This is a genomic window from Sphingobium rhizovicinum, assembly GCF_042647625.1.
GTDB lineage: Bacteria > Pseudomonadota > Alphaproteobacteria > Sphingomonadales > Sphingomonadaceae > Sphingobium > Sphingobium rhizovicinum.
Genome location: NZ_JBHRVU010000004.1, coordinates 134,780 through 148,792 on the forward strand (window position 1 = coordinate 134,780; position 14,013 = coordinate 148,792).

Genomic DNA, 14,013 nt, shown 5'->3' on the forward strand with positions numbered 1-14,013 from the left:
GTCAGGCCTTGAACTGCCTGCCGGCGCGCCAGCCGATCAGCGCTGCGCCGGCCAGCACCAGCGCCGCGATCAGAAAGGCGCTGCCGATATAGGGCAGTGTCGGCTCTGGCCCGACCGACAGCGAATAGACGGCGCCGAAGAAGAGCGGCGAGATGATGCCGGCGATCGCGCCGACACTGTTGTTCGCGCCCTGAAGCTGGCCCTGTTCGGATTCGGAGACATGGCTCGTCATCAGAGACTGGATGGTCGGCATGGCGAGGCCCCAGAGCGCATTGGGGAACATGGCGGCGACGAACAGCCAGCCGGTCGGCGCAAGGCCCATAGCGGCGATGCCGATCGCGCCGAAGCTGAGGCCCACGACCATGGTGGTGCGGTCGCCCAGCCACCGGACCACCGGTCCCACCAGCAATCCCTGCACCCCCATGTCCATCAGGCCGACCAGCGCCAGCAGCGTGCCGACCTGCCACGCGCCCCAGCCATAGCGGTCGCCGGCATAGAGGACGAACACGGCCGAGAAGAGATGGTGGGCGAAGTAGAGCAGGAAATTGCCGACGGCGAGGCTGGAGAGTTCGGGATGGGAGCGCAGCAATCGCAACGCGCCGAACGGATTGGCCCGCCGCCAACTGAACGCCATCCGCTTTTCCGGGGCCAGCGATTCCGGCAGCACGAACAGGCCATAGACGAAGGCGATGCCGGAGAGGGCTGCCGCCGCCCAGAAGGGCGCGCGATGGGAAATCTCGCCCAGCACCCCGCCGATCAGCGGCCCGGCGACGAAGCCGGCGCTGAACGCCGCGCCGATCAGGCCATAGCCCTTTGCGCGGCCCTCCGGCGGGGTGATGTCGGCCATATAGGCGAAGGTGGAGGTGAAGCTGGAGGAGGTGACGCCCGCCAGGATGCGGCCAAGCGCCAGCCACCATAGATTGGGTGCGAGCGCCATCAGCACATAATCGAGCGCCAGCCCCGCAACCGAAATCAGGATGACAGGACGACGCCCGAAGCGATCGGACAGCGATCCGATCAGCGGCGAACAGATAAACTGCATGCCCGCCCAAAGCGCGACAAACAGCCCGTTCCACATCCCCGCCGCCGCGCTGGAGCCAGACAGCGTTTCGATCAGTTGCGGCAGCACCGGGATGACGATCCCCATCGACATGACGTCGAGCAACGCGGTGATGAGGATGAACAGGATCGCGGCGGTGCGGCGAGGGGCGGAGGTGGACATGGCGGCGGGGCTATCGCGTGGGGAGGGCGATGCCAAGAGGCGGCGCGCCCGGGAAGGGCATTGGCGATCATTACCGAAGGTCATGCAAACCGCAGGGGAAAGGTCGCGCCATAGCCGCTGGCGCGGAGGGAAGGCGGGAAGAGCCGAGGGGGTGAATCAGGCCTGTTTTGAGCCTGTGGCAGGGGGCGACATGGCGGAAGGATAGGCGGGGCGGCGACGATAAAGTGACAAAAGAGACGCAAAACGCGCCTGCTTTTGTCACTTTATGTCACCTTATGACAGGAGCCAGGCGGCAAGCGTCTACGATGGAAAGAGCCGCCGATGCGGTCGCAGATTGCGGGGCTGTAGGACAGTGTGTCGTGGGGTGGGCAATGGCCAGCTTCCTTCGCCCCGGACCTGATCCGGGGTTTCCTCCTTGGCGCCAGCGAAGAAAAACGGGATGCCGGGTCAAGCCCGGCATGACGGAAGGGGGCTGCCGAGCAAAATCTTCTGTGCGGTGGTTAATTTCGTTCACCCAATGGCAGTCACCCCAGCGGAAGCTGGGGTCTCAGGCGATGACGCACTACCGGGCCTGAGATCCCAGCCTTCGCTGGGATGACGGAGTAAATAAGACTTTCCGTTCCCCATCCCTGATCGCCAGTTCATCCTATGTCGCTGACTGATCGGCCGACGGGCCATCCCCAAAAATGAGAGGGGCCGCCGGGTCGATGCCCGACGGCCCATCATTGACATGGTCAGCGGCCGGAAGCGCCGCCCAGGGGGAATGTGTGTTCGCGCTATTCCCGTGCGGTCCTGCGAACGGCCTGTGTGTTGGCGCGCAAGTTCGGCAGGATGTCAGCAGGAACCGACGCAGCGGCGTCGCTCAGCGGCGCATTCCCCGAATGGACTTGACCGACCCCATTGCTGAACCATGAGACATCGGATCACCTCCTTTCGCTATGTTGAAGCCCGCGTGACCGGCTTCGATTACCCTCTTGACCGGCCACGAGATGGATTGTGAATCAGACGGATTACAGGATCAAGACTTGTATTATTCTTTTTTGGAATCATAATTTCGCGTCCCCGCTTCGGGGCGAAACGCCTTATCCCCGGCAATCCTCGATCACGCGCGCGGCTTCCGCCCAGGCGGGGATGATCAGCGGCTCTGTGCCGGTTGTTTCCACCGCAATCTTGCCCCGGCTATAGGCGATCTGGTCGAGCACCGGGTCAGACGCGGCGCGGACGGCGACGAGTTGTGGCGGCGCGCCGGCCGACGGCGTCGCGGGCCAGCTGGTCGCGCCATAGCTGGTCCGCACGATGATGGCGCCGCCATTGGCTGGATTTGGCCCTGCGTTCGCGCGCGCCAGGCTGATCCGCCGGCTGGCGCGATCGCAGCGCAGGATCAGGCGCGCGTCGGCGGCGGTGGGGCCGTAAAAGGCGGCTGATCCAGCCGCTTCGGCGCGATAGCTCCAGTTGCCCGGCGTAACGGGCCGATATTGCCATTCGACCGTTGTCGGCGCAGCCGGCGCAGGAGCGGGCGGCGGTGGTGCAGGCCGGGTCGGCTGGGGCGCTGGCGTCGGCGCTGGTCGCTGCGGCGCCGGGCCGACGCAGGAGGCGAGAAGCGCCAGCGAGGGCACGAAAGCGGCGAAGGACGGAATAAGGCGCATCGCCCCTCCATGCCGGAGCCGTCCGCCCCGCTCAACCCGAAAAGGGGCGAACCGCCGACCATGCGCGGTCGGCCGCACGGCAATTGACAGTTTAGGCCCGAATCGGTAAGGGCCGTCCTCCCCAAATGCTGGTGAGCGGCGGTGTTTCATGCACCTGCCGTCTTTTTTGCGTCCGGGGGCATGTAATTGGCCGCCTTTCCTCGCCAGGGAAATCCGGTCTGACGCTTTGAGATAGGATGGCGAAAGTCGTCCTGTGGAGCAGGAGATTATACTAACATGGCACGTATTGCGGGTGTCAACATCCCGACCAACAAGCGCGTGATCATCGCGCTCACCTACATCCACGGCATCGGTCGCAAGACCGCCGTTGACCTGGCCGACAAGCTGGGCATCGACCATGCGCGCCGCGTTCAGGACCTGTCGGACGCCGAAGTCCTCCAGATCCGCGAAGCCATCGACGCCGACCTGACCGTCGAAGGCGATCTGCGTCGCGAAACCGCGATGAACATCAAGCGCCTGATGGATCTGGCCTGCTATCGCGGCCTGCGTCATCGCAAGGGCCTGCCGGTCCGCGGTCAGCGCACGCACACCAATGCGCGCACCCGCAAGGGCAAGGCCAAGCCGATCGCCGGCAAGAAGAAGTAATTCGTCCGGGGGACGAATTACTCCGCCGGAGGCAGCGCTCCCCCCAAGGGAAGACGCCTCCTGCGCAACCAGATTTTTGTAGGATTAGAGCAAAATGGCACGCGAACCCCAGCGCATTAAGCGCCGCGAACGCAAGAACATCTCGGCCGGCGTCGCGCACGTCAACGCCAGCTTCAACAACACCATGGTGACCATCACCGACGCCCAGGGCAACGCGATCTCCTGGTCCTCGGCCGGCATGATGGGCTTCAAGGGCAGCCGCAAGTCGACCCCGTACGCCGCTCAGGTGTGCGCCGAAGACGCCGGCCGCAAGGCCGCCGAACATGGCGTCCGCACCCTCGAAGTCGAAGTCAAGGGTCCGGGTTCGGGCCGTGAATCGGCTCTGCGCGCGCTGCAGGCCGTCGGCTTCCACATCACCTCGATCCGTGACGTCACGCCGATCCCGCACAATGGCGTGCGTCCGTCCAAGCGTCGCCGCGTCTAATCGCAGCGCTGCATGACATGCGGGCGGCGGACGCGTCGCCCGTTTACCCGTTTGCATCGCCGGAACGTCCTGCCGGGTTCAGGATTATGAAGCGTTTCGGCCCATCCCCAGGGGAAATACATGACTGTCAACATGAAGAACTGGCAGGAATTGAAGAAGCCCAACAGCCTTGAGATCAAGGCGTCGGGTGACGGCAAGCGCAAGGCGACCTTCGTTGCCGAGCCGCTGGAGCGCGGGTTCGGCCTGACGCTCGGCAACGCGCTGCGCCGGGTTCTTCTGTCCTCGCTTCAGGGCGCGGCGGTCACCTCGATCAAGATCGAGAATGTCCTGCACGAATTCTCGTCGCTGGCCGGCGTGCGTGAGGACGTCACCGACATCGTCCTCAACATCAAGCAGGTCGCGCTGCGCATGGAAGGCGAAGGCCCCAAGCGGCTGCAGCTGTCCGCCACCGGCCCGGCCGTGGTGAAGGCTGGCGACATCAGCGTCGTGGGCGACATCGAAGTGATGAACCCCGATCTGGTGATCTGCCATCTGGACCAGGGCGCGACCCTGAACATGGAACTGACCGCCGACGTCGGCAAGGGCTATGTCCCCGCCGTCGCCAACCGTCCGGCCGATGCCCCCATCGGTCTGATCCCGGTCGATGCGCTTTACTCGCCGGTCCGTCAGGTCGCGTACAAGGTGGACAACACCCGCGTCGGCCAGGAACTGGACTATGACAAGCTGTCGCTGACCGTCGAAACCGACGGCACGGTCGCGCCGGAAGACGCGGTGGCCTATGCCGCCCGCATTCTGCAGGACCAGCTCCAGCTGTTCGTCCACTTCGAAGACGCGCTGCCCGCCGCTGCTCCGGCCGCCGGTCATGCCGCTGCCGCCGCTTCGGAAGGCGAAAGCGACACCAACCAGATCAACCGTTACCTTCTCAAGAAGGTGGACGAACTGGAACTGTCGGTCCGCTCGGCCAACTGCCTCAAGAACGACAACATCATCTATATCGGCGATCTGGTCCAGAAGACCGAAGCCGAGATGCTGCGCACCCCGAATTTCGGCCGCAAGTCGCTGAACGAAATCAAGGAAGTGCTGTCGTCCATGGGCCTGCGCCTGGGCATGGACATCCCCGGCTGGCCGCCGGAAAATATCGAGGAAATGGCCAAGAAGCTCGAACAGGAGCTGCTGGGCTGATCCCCTTTCCCCTCCCCCGTTTCGCCGGAGGAGGGGGCGATCACCGGCCAGGCATTTCGGTGCCCTGCGACGGTGTGAACTTCGCCTGATTGCAGGGCAAGGGCATGGGGCGGTGGCCCTTAAACACCGCCTGGTCTGGGATACCTTACACGGTCCCTTAACGAACGAAGGAAGTTATCATGCGTCATAAGGTTGGTCATCGTAAGCTGCAGCGCAGCGCCGGCCATCGTAACTCGCTGCTGCGCAACCTCGCAGCGTCGCTCATCAAGCATGAGCAGATCCTGACCGGCACCGCCAAGGCCAAGGAACTGCGTCCTTACGTCGAAAAGCTGATCACCCTCGCCAAGAAGGGTGGCCTGTCCAACCGTCGTCTGGCCCATGCCCGTCTTCAGGACGACGCGCAGCTGGTCAAGCTGTTCGACGTTCTGGCCGAGCGCTACAAGGATCGCGACGGCGGCTATACCCGCGTGATCAAGGCCGGTTTCCGCGCTTCGGACGCGGCGCCGATCGCGATCATCGAACTGGTCGACCGCGACGTTTCCGCCAAGGGTCAGGACTCCGGTCCGGTCCAGGGCGAAGACGAGCTGGAAGAAGCCTGATCCATCGGTCCTGCCGCGCAGGACTGGATGCTTTACCGGCAGGCCGCGTTTCCCTAGGGAGGCGCGGCCTGTTTTGTTTTGGATAAGAGTGACGAAGAGAGAGGATGCGCGCCGCTGCCCTGATCCTGCTGCCGCTGGTGCTGGCGGCCGCGCCTGCCGTCGCAGCGCCCGCCGGCGCTACCCCCGATGATGCGATCATCGACGCGGGCGATGGCGGGCTGCGCTATCCGGTCGCCCGGCGGCTGAACCTGATCGAGGATCATTTCGGCGTGAAGGTCGCCGATCCCTATCGCTGGCTGGAAAATGACCTGCGCGCCGATCCAGCGGTGCGCGACTGGGTGGGGCAGGAAAACAGCCTGACCCGCCGCTATATTGACGGCCTGCCGGGGCGAGAGGCGCTCAAGGGGCGGATGCAGGCGCTTTTCTCCCATGGCCGCTACACCGTGCCGCGCAAGGCGGGTGGACGCTATTTCTACGGCTATAACAAGGGACTGCAGAACCAGACTCCGCTCTATGTGCGCGAAGGGCTGACGGGCGCGCAGCGCCTGCTGCTCGACCCCAATGACTGGGCGGAGGATGGAGCGGATGCGCTTGCCGAATGGGCGCCTTCGCCCGATGGCCGTTACCTTGCCTATGCGGTGCAGGAGGCCGGCAGTGACTGGCGGACGCTCAAGCTGATCGACGTCGACAACGGCAAAAAACTGGACGATGCGGTCGAGTGGGTCAAATTCTCGCAGATCGCCTGGGACGGGCGGGGTGAGGGCTTTTTCTATTCGCGCTTCGCCGCGCCGCAGGACGGAGAAACCTTCCGATCGGCCAATGCCGACCAGCAGCTTTTCTATCACCGGGTCGGCACCGATCAGGCGCAGGACCGGCTGATCTACGCCACGCCCGATCGTCCGGCGCTCAGCCATCAGGCGCAGGTGACGGCGGATGGTCGCTGGCTGGTGATCAACAGCTTTCAGGGGATCGATCCGCGCCGGGAAGTGCATGTCGCCGAACTCAACGGCGACGCGGTAAAACCGCGATTGCTGGTCAAGGGGCCGGCCAATGACTGGCGACTGATCGGCAGTAAGGGATCGACCCTCTATTTCATCACCGACAATCGCGCCCCGCATATGCGGGTGGTGACGCTGGACGCCGCCCGACCAGGAAAGGGCGCCAAGCCCGTCGTCGCGGAGCGGCCCGAAACGCTGGCGGGCGGATCGCTGATCGGCAACCGGATGATCCTGGCCTATATGAGCGAGGCGCAGACGGTCGCGGAACTGACCGAACTGGACGGGCGCAAGGTCGGCGATGTGCCGCTGCCCGGCGTGGGCACGGCGGCGGGCTTTGGCGGGCGGGAGGGCGACCCCGAAACCTTTTTCAGCTTTTCGGGCTTCGTCACCCCGTCCAGCATCTATCGTTTCGACACGGCGACCCAGCAATATCAGATATTCGCCCAGCCCGATCTGCCCTTCGATCCGAATGATTTCGGCATCGAACAGCGGCTCTATCCGTCGAAGGACGGGACGATGATCCCCATCACCATATTGCGCAAGAAGGTGCTGGCAGATCGCGCCGTCGCCGCGCCGACCATCCTCTATGGCTATGGCGGCTTCAACATTTCGCTGACGCCGGGCTATTCGGCAGTGCGCATGGCCTGGCTGGAGCAGGGCGGGGCCTATGCCATCGCCAATCTGCGTGGCGGCGGCGAATATGGCAAGGCATGGCATGATGCCGGGCGCGGCGCGAACAAGCAGAATGTGTTCGATGATTTCATCGCGGCGGGCGAATGGCTCAAGGCCAATGGCTATACGCCGCCGGGCGGCCTGGCGATCGAGGGGCGGTCCAATGGCGGGCTGCTGGTCGGCGCGGTGGTGAACCAGCGGCCCGACCTGTTCGCCGCCGCGCTGCCCGCGGTGGGGGTGATGGACATGCTGCGCTTCGACCGCTTCACCGCCGGCCGCTATTGGGTGGATGATTATGGATCGCCGGACAAGGCGGCCGACTTCCCGTTGCTCTATGGCTATTCACCCTATCACAACATATTGCCGGGCAAGGATTATCCCGCGATCCTCGTCACCACCGCCGACACGGACGACCGGGTCGTTCCGGCGCACAGCTTCAAATATGCCGCCGCTTTGCAGGCCGCCGACATTGGCGACCGGCCGCATCTGATCCGCATTGAAACGCGCGCCGGCCATGGCGCGGGCAAGCCGGTCGACAAGCTGATTGACGAATATGCCGACAGCTATGCTTTCCTGGCCCATTTCACCGGCCTGACCATCAGCGCGAAGCCGCAATAGTCCTCGTTCAGCCGCTGGACAGCCCAGCGCAGCTATGGCTCTTTCCATCGCAGGAGATTCGATGATGATCGGGACCAAGGCACGCTGGATGACCGGAGCGCTGGTGAGCGCGGGGCTGATGCTGGGCAGCATAAGCGCGGCGCAGGCGCAGCCCGGCTGGGGCGGCGGACGCGGCTGGGATCGGGGCGGCTGGGATCGGCATCATCGCCATCGCGGCAATGGCTTCGGTTTTGGCGATGCAGTGGGCGTCGCGGCGCTGGTGGGTGCGGTGGCGATCGTCGCCTCCTCCCTGAACAAGGACAAGCAGGCGCAGACCGCCCGCAACGACAGCGACGATTATGACGCGCCGCCGCCCAGCAGCGGCACCGACTATGGCGCTGACGTCCATAGCACCCCCAGCCGCGACCACGCCGACTTCTCCGATGTCGCCGCCGGGGATGACGCGCTGACCGACGCTTGCGCGCTTGCCGCGCGGGACGAAGCGCAGGGCCAGAGCGGCTATGTCGAAATCCGCCATATGGAAGCGCCTCGCGCCGGACAGGGCGGAACGACCAATATCGATGGCGAGGTGGAAACCCGCGCCAGCTATCGCGCGGCCAGCGGCACCACCCGGCGTTTCACCTGCGCGATGAAGGATGGCCGCGTGGCGCAGGTTTATTTGAGCCGCGACGTGGTGATGCAGTAAAATAATACAGTCTAGTCGCTTTATCCTGTCCCAGCCTCGGTTCGTCAGTTAGCATTATTGGCGAATCAGGAGGTTAGGAGTGGCAGCCTTTCTTTTCGCTCCAGAAAATCTCGTCTTCGTTTCGGCCCTGCTGCTGATGCTGCTGATCGGGGCGGTTCAGGCAATGGGTTTTGCCGGCGACGCCGATCTGGATATTGACGGCGATGCGGATTTGCTTGGCTGGCTTGGCCTTGGCCGCCTGCCGCTGCTGGCGCTGATTGCTCTCTTCCTCACCCTGTTCGCCATCATCGGCCTGTTGGGCCAGCAGGCGGCGCAGGATATGTTCGGGGGCATGATCACGCCCTGGATCGCGGTGCCGGCTGCTTGTGTCGCCGCCCTGCCGGCCACCGGTCTTGCCGCGCGGATCGTCGCGCCGCTGCTGCCGCAGGATCACACCACCGCCATTCCGATCGACCATCTGGTCGGCAGCCGCGCGACCATCGTCACCGGCCGCGCCACCAGCGGATCGCCGGCTCGCGCCCGCGTGCAGGACCATCATGGCCAGACCCATTATGTCATGGTCGAACCCGACAATGATGGTCAGGTGCTGGAGGAAGGTGAAACCATCCTGCTTGTCCGCCGCGAAAACCATCTCTTCCGCGCCATTTCCCAGGGCGACCATTATCTGCCGCAACTTTAGGAGACAGACATGAACCTGCCTGCCGTCCAGCAAAGCTTTTCCATCCTTCCCTATGCGATGATCGCGGGCAGCGGCCTGCTGGTCCTGATCGTCTTGGGGATCGTGATCGCCCGCCTCTACAAACGGGCGTCGAAGGAGATTGGCTTTGTCCGTACCGGCTTTGGCGGGGAAAAGGTCGTGATGAATGGCGGCGCGCTGGTGCTGCCGATCTTTCACGAAACCATGCCGGTCAACATGAACACGGTGCGCCTTGCGGTGGAGCGCAAGAATAGCGACGCGCTGATCACGCTGGATCGCCTGCGCATCGACGTGAAGGCCGAATTTTATGTGCGCGTCCGCCCCGACGCGCAGTCGATCGCGACCGCTGCGCAGACTTTGGGCATGCGCACGATGAACCCGGAAGCGCTGAAGGAACTGGTCGAGGGCAAGTTTGTCGACGCGCTGCGTTCGGTCGCGGCGGGCATGACCATGAACCAGTTGCACGAACAGCGCGGCGATTTCGTGCAGAAGGTGCAGCAGGTGTCCTCGGTCGACCTGGCCATGAACGGGCTGGAACTGGAGAGCGTGTCGCTCACCGGCCTCGACCAGACGTCGATCGAGCATTTCAACGCCAATAACGCCTTTGACGCCGAAGGTCTGACCAAGCTGACCGAGCAGATCGAACTGCGCAAGAAGACGAGGAACGACATCGAGCAGGACACGCGCGTCCAGATCGAGACGAAGAATCTGGAGGCGCAGCGTCAGTCGCTCCTCATTTCGCGCGACACGGAATTTGCGCGGCTGGAGCAGGAGCGCGAAGTGGAGATGCGCCGGGCCGCGCAGGTCGCCGAGGTCGCGCGCGAACAATCGCTGCGCAGCCAGGAAGCCGATCAGGCGCGCATCGAAGCGAAGAAGCTGGTCGACAGCCAGCAGATCGAGGCCGACCGCGCCGTGCAGCAGGCCAAGATCGCGCAGGCGCAGGCGCTCGAACTCGCCCGGCAGGAACAGCAGATCGCGGTGCAGAACAAGAGCCGCGAGGAAAGCCAGGCCAAGGCGCAGGCGGACGAAGCCCGCGCCAAGGCGGTGGCCGCCGAGGAGCAGGTGCAAACGTCCCGCGCGACCGAAATCGCCGAGCGCGCCAAGCGGATCGAACTGATCGATGCCTCGCGTGAGGCGGAGCGTGCCGCCATTCAGGTCCGGGTGGAGGCGGAGGCCGAAAAGCAGGCGGCCGCAGACCGCGCCGAAGCGCTGCGCGTCGCGGCCGAGGGTGAAGCCGAAGCCGCCAAGCTGCGCGCCGAGGCCGATCGCGTCCGTTTTGAAGTCGAGGCGGCGGGCCAGCGCGCGGTCAATGAGGCGGCGAACCTGTTGTCGTCCGATCAGATGTCGCTCCAGACCAAGCTGGCGTTGCTCAAGGTGCTGCCTGACCTGGTGCGCGAAGCAGCCCGGCCGATGGAATCGATCGATTCCATCAAGATCGTGCAGGTCGATGGCCTGACCGGCGGTCATGGCGGCGGGGACAGCGCGGTGATCGGCACGGGTGGCGATCAGAATCTCGCCAGCGCCGCCGTTTCTGCTGCCTTGCGCTATCGGGCGCAGGCGCCGGTGATCGACGGGCTGATGAAGGAACTGGGCCTGGACGGTTCCAGCCTCGACGCGCTGGTCAAGAGCGCGGCTGATCCCGTCCCTGTTGCGCCGACGCCGAACGAAGGCTGATTGCGCCCAATGAAATGGCGGACCTGCGTGTGCGCTGCGCAGGCCCGCCGGGCAAGATGCGATCCGAAACAGGCTGAGGGGACTGCCTGCACCGGCTCCTTCGGGTCTGTGTGGAGACAGGCCGGCGGATGAAGCGTCCGGCCCGTCCCCGCTCTCCTACCCCCGCATCGTGCCTGTCTCGATATAGCGCTGGTGCCAGGCGAGCGCTTCGCCCGGCAGCATCGGCGATTGCAGGCCGAAACTGCCCTTCTGCGCCCGCGCATAATAGTCCGCCAGCATCGGCCGGAAATCGGGATGGGCGCATTTGGCGATGATCAGTTCCGCGCGCTGGCGCGGGGCGAGGCCGCGCAGGTCGGCCAGCCCCTGTTCGGTCACGATCACCTGCACATCCTGATTGATATGGTCGACATGGCTGCAATGGGGGACGATCGCCGAAATGGCGCCGCCCTTGGCGGTCGATGGCGTCATGAACACCGACAGATAGGCGTTGCGGGCAAAATCGCCCGATCCGCCAATGCCATTCTGAATCCGCGATCCCATCAGGTGGGTCGAATTGACGTTGCCATAAATGTCCGCTTCGATCAGCCCGTTCATGGCGATGCAGCCCAGACGCCGGATCAGTTCGGGATGGTTGCTGATTTCCTGCGGGCGCAGGATCATCTTGTCGCGGAAACGGTGCATGTCGCTGTTGAGCCGGGCGGCCGCTTCGGGCGAGAGCGAGAAGGCGGTGGCGCTGGCCATGCGCAGCTTGCCCGATTCCAGCAGGTCGAGCATCCCGTCCTGAATCACTTCGGTATAGGCGACCATATTGTCGAACGGCGCGTCGATCAGGCCGCTGAGCACGGCGTTGGCGATATTGCCGACGCCCGATTGCAGCGGCAGCAGCGATGCGGGCAGGCGGCCCTGACGCACTTCATGGCTGAGGAAGTCGAGCAGATGGCCGGCGATCGCATGGGCGGCGGCGTCCGGTGGGGAGAAGGGGGCGTTGCGGTCCGGCGCGTCCGTTTCGACCACGGCGATCACCTTGTCGAGATCGCAGCGGAAGGTCGGCTGGCCGATTCGCTGGTCGGCGCGCACCAGCGGAATGGGCTTGCGATGCGGGGGCAGGGCGGTGCCGTAATAAATGTCGTGCATCCCCTCCAGCGCGGGGTTCTGCCAGCGATTGACCTCCAGGATCACGCCCTTGGCGCGATCGATCCAGGTCTTGTTGTTGCCGACCGAGGCGGACGGGATCAGGTCGCCATCCGGCGTAATGCCGGTCACTTCGACCACGGCGACGTCCAGATCGCCCAGGAAACCCTGCCACGCCATCGGCGCGACCTGGCTTAGATGCATGTCGAAATAGTTCATTTCGCCGCGGTTGATGCGTTCGCGGGCGATAGGGTCGCTATTATAGGGCAGGCGGAACTCGACGCCGTCGGCCTTGGCCAGCGCGCCGTCCAGTTCCGGGCCGGTGGATGCGCCGGTCCAGATCTTCACGCGGAAGCGATCGCCCGCCTGATGCGCGGCGGTCATCCGGTCGGCCAGCGCCAGCGGCACCGCCTTGGGATAGCCTGATCCGGTAAAGCCGCTCATGCCAACGGTCATGCCATCTTGGATCAGGGCGGCGGCGTCCTGCGCGGAGCGGCTTTTGGCGGCAAGGCCCGCATGGGCGATACGATCGGTCATCATCCTCTACCTGCTCTCGGTTCGGCATGGGTCGGGCGGCGTTCCATCGGGACGACTCCGGCATGCCAGCGGTCAATCGGGCCGCTTTCGATCGTTCCGTTCTGGCTTTTCGGGGCACAACACAATAGGGATTGGCCGCACAATATTTGTGCAAGGTTTGTTCAAATGTCTGATCTGTTGATCGCAATGCGAACATTCGTGCGCCTGCATGAGGTGCCCAACTTCTCCCGCGTGGCGCAGGAAATGCATGCCAGCCACACCACTATCGCCCGGCGGCTGGATCAGGTGGAGGCGCATTTCGGCGTGCCGCTGTTCCACCGCACCACGCGGCGGCTGGTGCCCACGGCGGAGGCCGATCGGCTGTTGCTGCATGCCCGCGCCATGCTTGATGCGCTCGACGCGGCGGAGGCGGATTTCGGCCCGGCGAAGGATCAGCCGCGCGGGTTGGTGCGCGTGGGGCTGACCACGGCGCTCGGGCTATATTATGTCGAGCGGCTGGGCGAACTGGCCGAACGCCATCCCGGACTCCAGATCGATTGCGCCATGACAGACTGGCAGCGCGATGTGGTGGAGGACCGGCTGGACATTGCGCTGCGGGTCGGGCCGGTGAGCGACGACAGTCTGGTCGTCCATCCGCTGGGACCGCTGGCGCGCAGGCTGGTGGCGCATCCCGATTATCTGGCGCGGCATGGCGTGCCCGCCAGCGTCGATGCGCTGGGCGATCACCAGTGCATCGCCTATGCCTATGGCGACATGCCCGCGCGCTGGACGATCGACGGGCGGGAGCGGCTGGTGTCGGGCCTGTTCCGGTCGGACAATAGCGAAGCGGTGCATCGCGCGGCGCTCAGCGGCCTTGGCATCGCCCTGCTGCCCGCGATCCGCGTGGCGGCGGACATGGCGGCGGGGCGGCTGGCGCTCGTCCTGCCTGACTGCGTCATCGCCCCGCTCGATATTTTCGCCGTTCACCCCTCCCACCGCCGCCTGCCGCCGCGCGCCCGGCTGGTGCTGGATTTCATGAAGGCCCATTTTCCGGCGAGCGTCTGCGAGTCCGTTTGAAAAATGCGCGAAAGAGCGCATTTTTGTTGCCGCACCAGCCCTCTCCTCCACCCGACCACCCATCTAGGGTATCATGTCTGGGCGGTCGGGTGGGGGAGAGGGCTGGTGCGGATGCGCCGGAGGCGCATTTCCAAACAGACTTTGAAGCAATTGGGCGTTGTATTCAT

At 64.7% G+C, this 14,013-nt stretch carries 12 protein-coding genes; 9 read left to right on the forward strand and 3 right to left on the reverse strand.

Annotated features, from left to right (window positions below; genetic code table 11):
* Position 1: 1 nt before the first annotated feature.
* Together ACFOKF_RS02005 and ACFOKF_RS02010 are read right to left on the reverse strand one after the other, a co-directional pair.
* Positions 2–1,222: a TCR/Tet family MFS transporter gene (locus ACFOKF_RS02005; protein ID WP_380792698.1), complete on the reverse strand. Its 1,221-nt coding sequence runs from the start codon at positions 1,220–1,222 to the stop codon at positions 2–4.
* A gap of 1,082 nt (positions 1,223–2,304) precedes the next feature.
* Positions 2,305–2,868 carry a hypothetical protein gene (locus ACFOKF_RS02010; protein ID WP_380792701.1) on the reverse strand — a complete coding sequence of 188 codons (564 nt, stop codon included), beginning with the start codon at positions 2,866–2,868 and terminating at the stop codon, positions 2,305–2,307.
* A 276-nt stretch (positions 2,869–3,144) separates the two neighbouring features.
* Between ACFOKF_RS02010 and rpsM the strand changes: the two genes are divergently transcribed.
* From rpsM to ACFOKF_RS02050, 8 genes are all read left to right on the forward strand, one after another.
* Positions 3,145–3,513: a 30S ribosomal protein S13 gene (rpsM, locus tag ACFOKF_RS02015; RefSeq protein ID WP_004208751.1), complete on the forward strand. Its 369-nt coding sequence runs from the start codon at positions 3,145–3,147 to the stop codon at positions 3,511–3,513.
* Positions 3,514–3,607: 94 nt separating this feature from the next.
* Positions 3,608–3,997, forward strand: coding sequence for a 30S ribosomal protein S11 (gene rpsK / locus ACFOKF_RS02020; RefSeq protein WP_004208752.1), 390 nt, complete (start codon positions 3,608–3,610; stop codon positions 3,995–3,997).
* Positions 3,998–4,117: 120 nt separating this feature from the next.
* Positions 4,118–5,179 carry a DNA-directed RNA polymerase subunit alpha gene (locus tag ACFOKF_RS02025; RefSeq protein ID WP_298400413.1) on the forward strand — a complete coding sequence of 354 codons (1,062 nt, stop codon included), beginning with the start codon at positions 4,118–4,120 and terminating at the stop codon, positions 5,177–5,179.
* A 179-nt stretch (positions 5,180–5,358) separates the two neighbouring features.
* The gene (gene rplQ / locus ACFOKF_RS02030; RefSeq protein WP_380792705.1) at positions 5,359–5,778 is read left to right on the forward strand and encodes a 50S ribosomal protein L17; all 420 of its coding nucleotides are present in this window, start codon (positions 5,359–5,361) and stop codon (positions 5,776–5,778) included.
* A gap of 104 nt (positions 5,779–5,882) precedes the next feature.
* Entirely contained in the window at positions 5,883–8,066 is a 2,184-nt protein-coding gene (locus ACFOKF_RS02035; RefSeq protein ID WP_380792708.1) for a prolyl oligopeptidase family serine peptidase, read from the forward strand.
* A 64-nt stretch (positions 8,067–8,130) separates the two neighbouring features.
* Complete coding sequence (locus ACFOKF_RS02040) at positions 8,131–8,751, forward strand: hypothetical protein (RefSeq protein ID WP_380797614.1); 621 nt, start codon at positions 8,131–8,133, stop codon at positions 8,749–8,751.
* Positions 8,752–8,830: 79 nt separating this feature from the next.
* Complete coding sequence (locus ACFOKF_RS02045; RefSeq protein ID WP_380792711.1) at positions 8,831–9,430, forward strand: OB-fold-containig protein; 600 nt, start codon at positions 8,831–8,833, stop codon at positions 9,428–9,430.
* 9 nt (positions 9,431–9,439) lie between these two features.
* On the forward strand, positions 9,440–11,122 hold the full coding sequence (locus tag ACFOKF_RS02050) for a flotillin family protein (RefSeq protein WP_380792714.1): 1,683 nt from the start codon (positions 9,440–9,442) through the stop codon (positions 11,120–11,122).
* Positions 11,123–11,278: 156 nt separating this feature from the next.
* Here the strand turns inward: ACFOKF_RS02050 and ACFOKF_RS02055 are convergent, their stop codons facing one another.
* On the reverse strand, positions 11,279–12,793 hold the full coding sequence (locus ACFOKF_RS02055) for an acetyl-CoA hydrolase/transferase family protein (protein ID WP_380792717.1): 1,515 nt from the start codon (positions 12,791–12,793) through the stop codon (positions 11,279–11,281).
* Positions 12,794–12,955: 162 nt separating this feature from the next.
* On the opposite strand from ACFOKF_RS02055, the gene ACFOKF_RS02060 reads away from it, so the two are divergent.
* Positions 12,956–13,846, forward strand: coding sequence for a LysR family transcriptional regulator (locus tag ACFOKF_RS02060; protein ID WP_380792720.1), 891 nt, complete (start codon positions 12,956–12,958; stop codon positions 13,844–13,846).
* Positions 13,847–14,013: the final 167 nt, after the last annotated feature.

Coding starts and splice junctions, on each gene's coding strand:
- ACFOKF_RS02005 (WP_380792698.1), bottom strand. CDS start 1,222: ATGTCCACCTCCGCCCCTCGCCGCACCGCCGCGATCCTGTTCATCCTC.
- ACFOKF_RS02010 (WP_380792701.1), bottom strand. CDS start 2,868: ATGCGCCTTATTCCGTCCTTCGCCGCTTTCGTGCCCTCGCTGGCGCTT.
- rpsM (WP_004208751.1), top strand. CDS start 3,145: ATGGCACGTATTGCGGGTGTCAACATCCCGACCAACAAGCGCGTGATC.
- rpsK (WP_004208752.1), top strand. CDS start 3,608: ATGGCACGCGAACCCCAGCGCATTAAGCGCCGCGAACGCAAGAACATC.
- ACFOKF_RS02025 (WP_298400413.1), top strand. CDS start 4,118: ATGACTGTCAACATGAAGAACTGGCAGGAATTGAAGAAGCCCAACAGC.
- rplQ (WP_380792705.1), top strand. CDS start 5,359: ATGCGTCATAAGGTTGGTCATCGTAAGCTGCAGCGCAGCGCCGGCCAT.
- ACFOKF_RS02035 (WP_380792708.1), top strand. CDS start 5,883: ATGCGCGCCGCTGCCCTGATCCTGCTGCCGCTGGTGCTGGCGGCCGCG.
- ACFOKF_RS02040 (WP_380797614.1), top strand. CDS start 8,131: ATGATCGGGACCAAGGCACGCTGGATGACCGGAGCGCTGGTGAGCGCG.
- ACFOKF_RS02050 (WP_380792714.1), top strand. CDS start 9,440: ATGAACCTGCCTGCCGTCCAGCAAAGCTTTTCCATCCTTCCCTATGCG.
- ACFOKF_RS02055 (WP_380792717.1), bottom strand. CDS start 12,793: ATGATGACCGATCGTATCGCCCATGCGGGCCTTGCCGCCAAAAGCCGC.
- ACFOKF_RS02060 (WP_380792720.1), top strand. CDS start 12,956: ATGTCTGATCTGTTGATCGCAATGCGAACATTCGTGCGCCTGCATGAG.